Origin of the sequence: Prosthecobacter debontii (assembly GCF_900167535.1) — a bacterium.
Taxonomy (GTDB): domain Bacteria; phylum Verrucomicrobiota; class Verrucomicrobiia; order Verrucomicrobiales; family Verrucomicrobiaceae; genus Prosthecobacter; species Prosthecobacter debontii.
Map to the genome: position 1 here is coordinate 99,991 of NZ_FUYE01000021.1, position 11,644 is coordinate 111,634.

General features: G+C 55.1%; 14 protein-coding genes. 11 read left to right on the forward strand and 3 right to left on the reverse strand.

The features are described 5' to 3' along the window. Positions 1-25 precede the first annotated feature (25 nt). A complete protein-coding gene (locus B5D61_RS22580; RefSeq protein WP_245846589.1) occupies positions 26-256 on the reverse strand; it encodes an SWIB/MDM2 domain-containing protein in 231 nt (76 codons plus the stop codon). 293 nt (positions 257-549) lie between these two features. On the opposite strand from B5D61_RS22580, the gene B5D61_RS22590 reads away from it, so the two are divergent. The 11 genes from B5D61_RS22590 to smpB all read left to right on the forward strand — a co-directional run bounded on the left by B5D61_RS22590 (position 550) and on the right by smpB (position 10,542). Beyond that, complete coding sequence (locus tag B5D61_RS22590) at positions 550-1,605, forward strand: prenyltransferase/squalene oxidase repeat-containing protein (protein ID WP_078815711.1); 1,056 nt, start codon at positions 550-552, stop codon at positions 1,603-1,605. Between the two features lie 75 nt (positions 1,606-1,680). After that, on the forward strand, positions 1,681-2,175 hold the full coding sequence (locus tag B5D61_RS22595; protein ID WP_078815712.1) for a redoxin domain-containing protein: 495 nt from the start codon (positions 1,681-1,683) through the stop codon (positions 2,173-2,175). A gap of 114 nt (positions 2,176-2,289) precedes the next feature. Continuing rightward, positions 2,290-3,525 (forward strand): thymidine phosphorylase, encoded by a 1,236-nt coding sequence (locus B5D61_RS22600; protein ID WP_078815713.1) that lies wholly within the window; start codon positions 2,290-2,292, stop codon positions 3,523-3,525. Between the two features lie 135 nt (positions 3,526-3,660). Beyond that, entirely contained in the window at positions 3,661-5,343 is a 1,683-nt protein-coding gene (locus tag B5D61_RS22605; protein WP_139373437.1) for a TrkH family potassium uptake protein, read from the forward strand. Between the two features lie 23 nt (positions 5,344-5,366). Then, positions 5,367-6,062, forward strand: coding sequence for a potassium channel family protein (locus B5D61_RS22610; protein ID WP_078815715.1), 696 nt, complete (start codon positions 5,367-5,369; stop codon positions 6,060-6,062). 150 nt (positions 6,063-6,212) lie between these two features. After that, a complete protein-coding gene (locus B5D61_RS22615) occupies positions 6,213-6,701 on the forward strand; it encodes a hypothetical protein (RefSeq protein WP_245846590.1) in 489 nt (162 codons plus the stop codon). A gap of 16 nt (positions 6,702-6,717) precedes the next feature. Next, positions 6,718-7,635, forward strand: a complete 918-nt coding sequence (locus B5D61_RS22620) for a LysM peptidoglycan-binding domain-containing protein (protein WP_078815716.1) — start codon at positions 6,718-6,720, stop codon at positions 7,633-7,635. 15 nt (positions 7,636-7,650) lie between these two features. Continuing rightward, positions 7,651-8,610, forward strand: a complete 960-nt coding sequence (locus B5D61_RS22625; RefSeq protein ID WP_078815717.1) for an acetyl-CoA carboxylase carboxyltransferase subunit alpha — start codon at positions 7,651-7,653, stop codon at positions 8,608-8,610. A gap of 146 nt (positions 8,611-8,756) precedes the next feature. Next, complete coding sequence (locus tag B5D61_RS22630) at positions 8,757-9,722, forward strand: sugar phosphate isomerase/epimerase family protein (RefSeq protein ID WP_078815718.1); 966 nt, start codon at positions 8,757-8,759, stop codon at positions 9,720-9,722. A 103-nt stretch (positions 9,723-9,825) separates the two neighbouring features. Beyond that, positions 9,826-10,035: a DNA-directed RNA polymerase subunit omega gene (locus B5D61_RS22635; RefSeq protein WP_078815719.1), complete on the forward strand. Its 210-nt coding sequence runs from the start codon at positions 9,826-9,828 to the stop codon at positions 10,033-10,035. A 45-nt stretch (positions 10,036-10,080) separates the two neighbouring features. Beyond that, a complete protein-coding gene (gene smpB, locus B5D61_RS22640) occupies positions 10,081-10,542 on the forward strand; it encodes an SsrA-binding protein SmpB (protein ID WP_078815720.1) in 462 nt (153 codons plus the stop codon). Positions 10,543-10,580: 38 nt separating this feature from the next. Here the strand turns inward: smpB and B5D61_RS22645 are convergent, their stop codons facing one another. Then, a complete protein-coding gene (locus B5D61_RS22645) occupies positions 10,581-11,003 on the reverse strand; it encodes a secondary thiamine-phosphate synthase enzyme YjbQ (protein WP_078815721.1) in 423 nt (140 codons plus the stop codon). Between the two features lie 93 nt (positions 11,004-11,096). Then, the coding region (locus B5D61_RS22650; protein ID WP_483878481.1) for a beta/alpha barrel domain-containing protein at positions 11,097-11,644 on the reverse strand (548 nt) is incomplete at its 5' end.

The window sequence follows — 11,644 nt, forward strand, 5'->3', positions numbered from 1 at the left end:
ACGACGTTGTCTTGCCTGGTCTCACTTATTTCACGTGACCGGAGATGAGTTTGGTCATCTCGAACATGGTCACCTGGGATTTGCCACCGAAAACCTTCTTGAGGGCTTCATCGGCATTGATCAGGGTCTTCTTCTTCTCGTCCTGGAGGCCTTTGGCTTTGATGTAGTCCCAGACCTTCTTGGTCAGCTCCCCGCGGGAGAGCGGTTCAGATCCGACGACTGCTGCCAGCACTTCATCAGGCTGGACGGGTTTCATGAGAGCAGGGTTGGGTTTGCGAGCTGGTTTGGTGGATTCGGTTTTAGCCATTTTTCTTTTTCGCAGACGGTGAAGAAGAAGTCAATAGCCCTAAATGTGGGAAATTAAGTCCTTTTTACCCAGGCAGGACGCAAAAAATCTGGGTGCATCCGTGAACATCTGGCACGATTTTCGTTACCTTCGGGCGCGCTTTCACCTCTCCCGCTGCCTCTCCTTCTGCCATGCCATTGCGTTTTTCGAGTTTCTTTCGAATCTTACTTAAGTTATTTCTGCTCTTAAGTGCCTCCATTGGCATGGCCCAAACCCCAGCGCCAGAGCTGATTTCTCCCCAGGTGAAGACTACGGTGGATAAAGCTCTCCTCTGGTTGCTCAAGCAGCAGCAGCCAGCGGGCTACTTTTCGGACCAAAGGACGGATAAGATCCCCCAGCGTGGCGACATCCCAAGTCACAGCGCGGCCATGACAGCGCTGGCCATCATGGGGCTGGCTTCGGTGGGGCATTTGCCAGGAGATGGCACGCCTGAAGGGGAGGCTGTGAATCGGGCCCTACGTTTCATCGTGGACAATGTCGAGCCGGATGAAAACGGCTATCTGGGCCGCAGCGACCGCAGCCGGATGTATGGCCATGGCATCATGACTCTGATGCTGACCGAGATGTTGGGCATGTCCCCCGATGAGGCCTTGGATAAAAAAATCCGCTCGCTCACGGAGAATGCGATCAAGCTGATCATCCGAGCTCAGCAGGTGCCGAAAAGCGAGGCAAATCGTGGGGGCTGGCGTTATGAACCGGCTAGTAGCGACAGTGACATCAGCGTCAGCGTCTGGCAGCTAATGTCCCTCCGGGCGGCAAAAAACAGCGGGATCGAAGTTCCCAGAGAGGCCATCGACAACGCCATCGCCTACATCAAACGCAGCTACCGCGCGGAACGAGATAGCAATGGCAATCTGAAGCAGTCGGAAGCTGCGTTTAGCTATGAACCATACGGAGGGCGCCAGACTTTCTCCACCACCTCCGCAGGTCTTCTGTCCCTGCAAGTGGCTGGCCAGTATGACGCACCGGAAGTGCTAGGCTCTTCCAACTGGCTGCTTAAATTTCCGCCTGAAGTGAATGAGCCCTGGTTTTTCTACGGCTGTTATTACTACGCGCAGGGCATGTATCAGCGTGGCGGAGATCACGCTGCCACGGCGAGGCAAAAGACCGAGCAAATGCTGGTCTCGACGCAGAGCCCCGAGGGCGCTTGGTTTCCCCGCAACGGCAATGAAAAGAGCGCCGGGGCTGTCTATGCCACCTCGCTGGCCTTACTCAGTTTGAGTGTGTATCATCATTTCCTGCCGATTTATCAGAAGTAGGTCCGGATCATTCCTACCTTGACCATCTGCGGAGGAAGCGTTCCAATGGGAGTTCCAAACCAAACACTACTTCTCATGGCTGCTTCTGTAGGTTCCTCCGCCCCTGACTTTACTCTCACCACCCTTGGTGCCAATGGTCCAGAGCTGTTCAAGCTCTCTGAAAACATCGGTTCCAGCAATCTGTTGCTTCTCTTTGTGCCGATGGCCTTTACGGGCGTCTGCACCACAGAGTTCTGCGAATTGTCCAAAGGTATCAACGCCTACACCGATCTGAATGCCAAAGTCGTCGGCATCAGTGGTGACAATCCTTTCGCTCAGAAAGCCTGGGCTGAAAAGGAAGGCATCACCCTGCAACTCCTGAGTGACTATGACCACAAAGTGGCGACCGCTTATGGCATTGCTTACGAGAGCTTCCTGCCTGCCAAGAACCTGATCATGGGCGGTGTGCCCAAGCGTTCCGCCTTCATCATCGACAAAGCTGGCGTGATTCAATACGCGGAAGTGCTGGAGAGCCCCGGTGATCTGCCAAACTTCACCGCTATCCAGGCTAAACTGAAAGAGTTGGCCTAAGCTTTTTCGACAGCGTTTTTCTAGAAGAGGGAGCTTTCGGGGCTCCCTCTTTTTTATGGATGCTCACGGGGGTGAAGCTTGCTCAGTCTGGAGCCGCAGGTTTAAGTATTCTTCATGCACATTCCTTCCCTCATCGAACGCAAGCGCGACGGAGGAGAACTCTCAGCGGAGGAGATCGGGGCTCTGATCACGGCTTACACCGCCGGGGAGATGCCAGATTACCAGATGAGTGCTCTGGCGATGGCCATTTTTTTCCGAGGCATGACGGGTGAGGAAACGACCGCTCTGGCGGATGCGATGCTCCACAGCGGGTCGGTTTTGAACTGGCCCGCCCATGCTCCGATGCGGGTGGATAAACATTCCACAGGTGGAATTGGCGATAAGACATCCTTAGTTCTTGCACCTCTGCTCGCCTGCGACGGCGCCTGGGTGCCGATGATTTCCGGCCGTGGTCTCGGCATCACCGGTGGCACTTTGGATAAGCTGGAATCCATCCCGGGCTTTCGCACGCAACTGAGTGAGGCTGAGATTTATAAGACTCTACCGATCACCGGCTGCTTGATGGTGGGGCAGACGGCCAATTTATGTCCGGCAGATAAGAAGCTGTATGCGCTGCGAGATGTGACGGCCACCGTCCCCAGCATCCCTCTCATCACGGCCAGCATCATGAGCAAAAAGCTAGCTGAGGGGTTGGATCGTCTGATCCTGGATGTGAAATTTGGCAGTGGTGCCTTCATGCAAACGCGTGAGGAGGCTCATGAATTGGCGACAAGCCTCGTCACGGTTGGCAGGGCGCTGGGGGTGCGCTCAGGGGTAAGGATCAGTGATATGAATGAGCCAACAGGTGAAGCTGCGGGCAATGCACTGGAGGTCACGGAATGCGTTCGCTGTCTCAAAGGGGAGGGCCCCCCCGATTTGGAAGCGATCGTCTTGGATCTGGCCTGTGCGGTATCGATTGGATCACGGGCTGATCTCACGAAGATCCTGCGGGATGGCCGGGCCTGGGCAAAGTTCCAGCAAATGGTCCAAGTCCAGGGAGGACGCGTTGAGGCCTTGGAGAAGCTGGCGACCCTGCATCGTGTGCCTGTCATCCGGGAGATGAAGGCGGATCGCAGTGGTGTGCTGCGCAAGCTGGACGCAGGAGTGCTTGGGAGAGCCGTTCTCGAATTGGGGGCGGGCCGGACGAAAGCCTCGGATCCTATCGATCCCGCAGTGGGAGTGGATCAAATGCGCAAAACGGGACAGCCCCTCCGTGCGGGCGATACCCTGTTGAGAATCCACGCTCGCAGCCAAGCGGCAGCGGAATTGGCGGAGCAAAGAATCGCTACAGGGATCGAGATCAGTGACTAGACAGCGCCTTGACCCCCTGGGTTTTCGTTTTAGCCTAAAGCTGCCTTGGCCTTATCTCCTTTTCCTTCATTTTCCCAAGACGAAAGTGCGTCGGTTGCACGTTTTCCTCGTTGGTTTGCCCAAGTGCTTTGGTTTGTGGCCGTCGCCCTCATGGTGGGGGAGGTTGGGTTTGTCGGAAAGGCGACGCATCAACTCCGCTGGGGAACGGTTGCTCTGACGCTTTTGTTTGCTCTGGAGCAGGGGATTAATTGGCTGCGGAGTCGGAATCGGCGGCTTTACCTTCGAGCATCCGGACTGCATGTGAGCGTTGCTGTCGGGGCTCTGGTGATGATGGGGTTGTTGCTGCTGACTGATCCCGAAGCGGGTGCGTATAACAAAGTATCACTTTTGTTTTATGTGGCTGTTCAGGGGGCGATTTTTTGCTCTCTCAGCTTGAGAGCTTTGAAGCATCAAGCCCGATTGACGGCATTGAGAATCCGGCCTGGATGGCTTTTGATCGGAAGCTTTGCTCTCATCATCGGCATTGGCACATTGCTTTTAAAGCTCCCGCGCGCCATTGCTGCAGGGGAGCATTTCTCTTGGCTGGATGCCCTGTTCACCAGCACGAGTACCGTCTGTGTCACGGGTTTGGCCGTGGAAAATACAGCCCACTTTTTCACACCCACGGGGCAGATCATCCTTTTAGCTCTGATCCAAATAGGGGGCTTGGGCATCATGACGATCACGTTCTATCTCAGCACGATGTTGTTTCATGGCATGTCCATGTATGATCGCCAGTGTTTGGGGGAGATGATTTCCGAGAAGCATCTGGCCCATGTGTCTCACGCTTTACGGTTCATCATTCTCTTCACACTTAGTTCGGAGTTGCTCGGTGCTGTTTGGATCTATGGAGCCTTACCCAGCGATCATGGCGTCACTGAGCGGGCCTTCCAGGCCGTGTTCCACTCCATTTCGGCCTTTTGTAACGCGGGCTTTTCTACCTTGCCCGATGGTTTGGCGGATTCTTGGGTGCGGGGAAATGTCTCGCTCCAGGCTTGCATCTCTCTGCTGATCATCCTGGGAGGGATGGGCTCGCTCGTCATTCGTGACTTGCTGTTATGGTTCCAAGCGCGCTTCCAGAGACTGCAAAATCCTGCGAGCCCCAGAGTGAGGCTGCGTGTTCATACCCGTCTCGTTTTGACCGTGACTCTCATCCTGCTGGTCGGCGGTGCGCTAGCGATGGGCGTCAGCGAATACCTGCTCTTTAAAGGCCAAGAAAATGGTGGGCGTTGGATCACCGCTTGGTTCTTTTCGGCGACAGCTCGCACAGCGGGTTTTAATACCGTGGACATGGGCGGTATTGGGCCGGTAACAGCACAGATTTTAATTTTGCTGATGCTGATCGGAGGTTCTCCTGGCGGCACTGCTGGAGGGATGAGAACAACGGTCTTTGCGGTCGCAGCTTTGCACCTCTGGAATCAACTGCGCATGTTCCCGCAGTTGATTCTCTTCCGGCGTCGTTTGCCAGATATGCTAGGACCGAGGGCGCTCGTGGTTCTGGTTTTGACGACCGCATGGCTCTTCGTCAATCTGGCGATCTTACGTCAACTCGAACCCCGAGTGGAAGGGGCCAGTTTGATCTTCGAGTTGGTCAGTGCTTTTGCCACTGTGGGGCTGAGTTTGAATCTGACACCTGAGCTAAGTGATGGGGCTAAAGGCTTGCTTATCGTGAATATGTTCGTCGGGCGTATCGGCCTCATGACTTTGCTGACCTCCCTCGTTCCGGCGACCCGGCGTCGCCCGCTGCAATACCCCACCGAGGATATTCTCCTTCTCTAAACGACTTCAACCCGCTTGTTATCATGCGCTTCTGCATCATCGGTCTCGGCACTTTCGGTACCCATCTGGCCCGCCATCTCATTCGGGATGGGCATGAGGTCATTGGCGTGGATAATGATCCAGCTCACATCGAGGCGATGAAGGACGAGGTGGAATTCCTTCTCACCGCAGATTGTTCCGACATTAACGTTTTCAAAGACATTCCTGTCTCGGATTGCGATGCGATCATCTTGGCGGTGGGCAAGGACTTTGAAGCCGCGCTTTCCATTGCGGCAAATGTCCAACAGGTCGGAGCAAAGCGGATCATCAGCCGCATCATCAATCCTCTGCATGCACGCTTGCTGAAGCTGCTGAAGATCGATGAACTGCTCATCCCTGAGGCCATGGCGGCTGCATGGCTGGCGCGAACCTTGAAGACCCCCGATGTGCGCAATAGCTTGGCTGTCGGAAAGGGGCATGAAATTGCCGAGGTCAAGGTGCCGGTTGGATTGATCGGTAAGACCCTCCAAGAGGCAGGGCTGCGGTCACGATACGACCTGAATCTGGTGACGGTGCTGCGGCATAAACCCATCTCGGGATTCACAGGGTCCGCGCCTGTGGTGGACAAGATTATCGGCGTGCCTGATCCCACCCGTATTTTCGAGGAGGGGGATATATTGCTGCTCTTCGGTACGGAAAAAAATCTCCGCAGGCTATTGGACGATCATTGTGAGGAATAATCGGCAACCTCGCGGTCGCCTTAGCACAAGTGAACAGGTTTTCTGTCAGAAAATGAGAAATCATTCGCCCTGAACGGGTTGTGCTTTATGCTGACCAATCCCCCAATGCATTCGGAGTATGACATCCAATACGCCCTGGAGAATACTCAGGTGCTGCATGAGCCTGACCGGCGCATCGACACCTTTGGCACGACCCAGTTTGAGTTCCAGCTCGTGTCCGAGCTGATGGACAGCGTCAATACGTCGCGGATTCGACAAGGGAAGATCACGGCTGAGAAGCCAATGATTTTGCGCCCGGATCCCGCTGCGACGGCGGATTTTGATTTTGACGGGTTTGGCCCCCAAGGCGCTGCGTTTGGCGAGTTTTTGAAAGAAAACCTGCATCGCCTGGCCATTCTGAAATATGGCTTCAGATTTAAAATGGACGATATGACTGAAGATGTCGTCCATGAACCGATGGAAGCGGTTTGCGGCAAATTGATGGAGGATATTCGGATTTCTGGTAATCCCATGCGGGCAGTGATTGCTGGCGTGGACGATGCCTGGGAGATCTGCCTCTTGAAATTCACGGTGGAAATGATCGAGAAGTCCCAGAAGATTAACCTTTTCGACTTTAAGCGGCGCGGTCTTCTCGACTGATCGCCGCCCCCCACCTATGGCCAAGGCGCAACTCAAAGTATTGCTCTTTCTCATCGTCCTGGGAATCACCCTGGGTAGCATGGCGGCGGCCTACTATATTTATGACAAGATCTTAAAGCCGGATCGTCGGATCCGTGACGAAATCGCCACGATCAAAAAGAGCGATTTACCGCGTATCGATCCTGGGGCCAAGCGTTTCGATGCGGCAGTCGATTTGATTCGTGAAGGCAAAATTGAGGCGGGGCGGGATGGTTTGTTTAAGTTGATCCAGCAGTTCCCGGATTCGCCGACTTGTGTCGAAGCGAAGCGCATCATCGGTGATATTAACATGGATCAGCTTTTTTCAGCGGAGTCCAAGGCCGGGAAAAAGGATTATATCGTGCAGCCAGGAGACTCTCTGGCCTTGATCGCAACCAAGCAGGGGACGACCATTGACATGCTGATCCGTCTGAACGGCCTTATGGGCACCGTGCTTCAGCCGGGCGATCACCTCACCATTCTACCGCTGAATTTCAGCATTAAGGTGGACGTCTCCGATAAAACGGTGGCCCTCTTTCGTAAAGCGGGGGAAAAGGAGTTCTTTTTTAAGGAGTATAAAGCCCTCGACATCCGTCTGCCCTCCGCAGTGCGAATTCCTGCGGACATGGAGATTAAAGGAAAATCCGCTGTCGCTGATGGAAAACCTGTGTTGTCCACGGATCCGCGTTATTCAGAAGCTGAAAAGTGGTTGCCCGCCAGCCGCACCGGGGTGGTTTTACGCACTCTTCCGGTGGTCAAGGCACCCTCTGTGCCATCCCCTACACCAGGACACCCTGCATCTGCAGTGCCTGAGCTGGAGGTCGCGCCTGAATCTGGAGTCTTCCTCGCCCGCGAGGACCTGGAGGAAATGTTTGCTCTGGTGTATAACGGCTCCAAGCTTTATTTCGTCCGTTAATCTTATCCTTGTCTCATGAAACACGTCCTGGAATTCGAAAAGCCTGTCATCAAACTCCGCGAAGAGATTGAGGAGGCCAAAAAGAAGCTCGCCACCAAACCGAGCGATAAACTGGCTGCTCAGATCGCCGACATGGAAAAGAAAGCGGAATCCATGCTGCGGGATATTCACAACAACCTCAACCCCTGGCAGCGCGTGCAAATCTCTCGTCACACGAATCGTCCCTTTATGCTGGACTATGTGAAGCATTGCTGTGAAGACTTTACCGAATTGCACGGGGATCGCCACATTGGTGACGACCACGCCATGCCTGCGGGTTTTGCGACTTGGGGCGGCCGTAGAGTCGTCGTGATCGGTCACCAAAAAGGCCGAGATACGAAGGAAAACCTGCTGCGCAACTTTGGCAGCGCTCATCCGGAAGGCTATCGTAAGGCGCTGCGCCTCATGCGCATGGCGGAGAAATTTGGTCTGCCCATCGTCACTCTGATCGATACCCCAGGAGCCTTCCCAGGCATCGGGGCGGAAGAGCGTAACATTGCTGAAGCCATCGCCTTTAACCTGCGTGAGATGATGACCCTGCGCACACCCGTCGTGGCCGTGGTGATTGGGGAAGGGGGGTCGGGTGGGGCCTTGGGTATCGGCATCGCCGACCGCGTGCTGATGATGGAAAACGCCTACTACAGCGTTATCAGCCCTGAAGGATGCGCCGCCATTTTGTGGAAGCATCGTGAACATGCTCCCGAAGCGGCAGCTGCTCTGAAACTCAGTGCTCAGGATCTTTCCAAATTGGGCATCATTGATGGTGTCGTGCCTGAGCCTGCAGGCGGAGCACACAATGACCACTACGTGGCAGCGATGGCCCTGAAAGATGCCGTGCTGAATGCCATTGCCGACTTGGAAAAACTTTCAGTCAGCGAGTTGCTCGAAGCGCGGTATCAGAAATTCCGCGCTCTGGGCAAATACACGGAGAACTGAGGCAGCCGAAGTCCCTGTTTCAATTGGGCTCTGCATGAAAAGTGCAGGGCCTTTTTTGTGCCGGAAATGGGGTGGAATGTGGGCTGTAAAACGAAAGAGATTGCCAGAACTCTTCGTCTCGGTTGAACTGGCACTTCCCAAAAACCATGACTACCCCATCCCCCACACGCCGTCATTTCCTCCAGATGGTTTCCGCTGCCTTCGCCGCTTCCGCCGCCGGAGTCCGCGCTGCTGATGCCGAGCCGCTTTTCAAGATCTCTCTGGCGGAGTGGTCCCTGAACAAAGGCATGTTCAAGCGTGAAGGTGCTGAGCCTCTGGAGCACCTGGACTTCTGCAAAATCGCTCGCAGCCTGGGCATTGATGGCGTGGAGTATGTGAACCAGATGTTTGCCGATAAGGCCCAAGACAAAGCCTATCTGGATGAAATGAAAAAGCGCCAGGAAGGTGAAGGCGTGAAAGGCCTGCTCATCATGGTGGACCGTGAAGGCAATCTCGGTGATCCCGATGATGCGAAGCGCGCCAAGACCGTGGAAAACCACCTCAAGTGGCTGGACGCCGCCGCTCATTTGGGCTGCCACAGCATCCGGGTCAATGCCGCTAGCGATCCGAAGCTGAGCTATGACGAGCAGATGAAGCACGCCGCGGCAGGTCTGCATGCTCTTTGTGTTGAAGGTGACAAGCGGGGTCTCTACGTCGTGGTCGAGAACCATGGCGGCCTGTCCAGCAACGGTTTGTGGCTGACTGGCGTCATGAAAATGGCAGATCATGCCCGCGTGGGCATCCTGCCAGATCTGGGCAACTTCTACACGGACCGAAATAAAGGCGAACTGTATAACCCTTACAAAGGAGTTCGCGAATTCATGCCATGGGTGAAGCAGGCCGTCAGTGCCAAGGCCTATGACTGGGATACCGGAGCTGGAAAATTCTACACCGAAGACCGCCGCGAAGGCCGCGAGATGACGCTGGATTATCAGCGACTCATCGAAATCGTCGTCAAAGCAGGCTACAAAGGCTACATCGGCATCGAATACGAAGGCTCGAAGCATACGGAAATCGAGGGGATCAAGCGCACCAAGCAAGCCTTGGAGGAAATCCGCAGCCTATTGGCCTGAAGTTAAGAGGGCTAAAATTCCCGCTTGCCAGACCGCGAACCTCTCCTACAGTCAGCCTCCCCTCTGTATTCAAACAGGGTGGGAGGCCAAACCGCATTCCCTGATGAAAGCCGAACTCGTCGAACAAGCCGCCCTTATTGTCAAAGACCCACCGATCCTGATCAACATGGTATCGAAGCGGGTAAAGCAACTGACGTCCGGACGTGCCCCTCTGGTGGACCGTCGTCCAGGCATGCGTGAGGCCGATGTCGCCTTGCTGGAGATCATCCAAGGCAAGATCAAGGTTGAGCAGTTCAACCCATCCGAACTTTAATCTTTCAATTCCGTCGGCAGGGAAACACCTAGCCGTCACCCGGCTATGTCCGACGAAATTGCCACCAATCGCAAAGCGCTCCGGGATTTTCACATCCTTGAGCGCTACGAAGCGGGGGTGGAACTCCGAGGCACGGAGGTCAAATCAATCCGCCTCGGTAAGCTGAACATCAGTGACGCCTTTGCGCGAGTCGAGCGTGGCCAAGTCTGGCTCTACAACATGGATGTGCAGATCTATGAAAAGGCCAGCTTCAGCCAGCATGAACCTCGACGCACCCGACGTCTCCTCCTGCATAAGCGGGAGATCTTAAAGCTGTTCGTCCAGACCGATCAAAAGGGCCTAGCCCTGCCTGTCCTGAGGGCCTATTGGAAAGGCTCGCACGTGAAGGTCGAGATCGGAGTCGGTAAAGGCAAAACCAAGGGCGACCAGCGCGAGGACCTGAAGGAGAAGGCGGTGAAACGCGAGGTGCAAAAGGTCGTCTCCAGCTTCAACCGTAAACACGGTTAAAGAGCCTCAATCTGAGCGCCCATAGGTGGAATGAAGGGTTACTTTTCTCCCACCACGCTGATTACAATGCTGCGTGTGTGAGGATCTCGTCGGTGTTCGAAGAGAAAGATACCTTGCCAAGTGCCGAGAGTCAGCCTGCCGTTCATGACAGGAACCACCTCGCTTGTGCGCGTCAGGACCATGCGCAGGTGGCTGGGCATGTCATCGGGGCCTTCATAGGTGTGCACGAAGTAGGGCGTATCTTCAGGGACAAGATGGTCAAAGAAGCTGTGCAAGTCGGTGCGTGCTGAGGGATCGGCGTTCTCATAGATCACCAATGAGCAACTCGTATGCTGCACGAACACTGTGGCTGTTCCTGTGCGAATGCCGCTGTTTTGAATGATCCGCTGGCATTCCTCCGTGATCTGATAGGTGCCTTTGCCTCGGGTGTGGATACGAAAGGATTCGGCGTGTGCGGACATGTTAGGAAAACTGCTTTAGACAAAGGAAAGCCGCCGTGATGAGCAATGCATCACGACGGCTTTCGCATGTTGAATTAGATCACTCGATTCGGCTTACTTAGTGCCTTGGGCTTTGAGATCGTTGTATTTCTCATAGGCCTGCTCAGGGGTCAAGCCTCCATGCACCACGCCCTGCACCGCCTGCATCATGCTGATCGGTGCATCGCTCTGGAAGATGTTACGGCCCATGTCCACCCCGCTGGCACCCTGCTGGATGGCGTTGTAGCTCATCTTCAGCGCGTCCAGCTCAGGCAGCTTCTTACCGCCGGCGATCACGATCGGCACCGGGCAGCAGGAAGTGATCGTCTCAAAACCTTCGTCCGTGTAGTAGCACTTCACCACGTTGGCTCCCAGCTCCGCCATGATGCGGGTGGCCAGACGGAAATACTGCGCGTTACGTGCCATCGCACGACCCACAGCGACCACACCCATGACGCCGATGCCGTAACGGCTGGCGGCGTCCACAAGGTCGGTCATGTTCTTCAGGCTCTGGCGCTCGTAAGCGCTGCCGATGAAGACCTGCACGGCCAGGATGCTGGCGTTCAGGCGGATGGCTTCTTCAATGTTCAGAGCGGTGCTCTCGTTGGAGAGAGGCTCGAAAC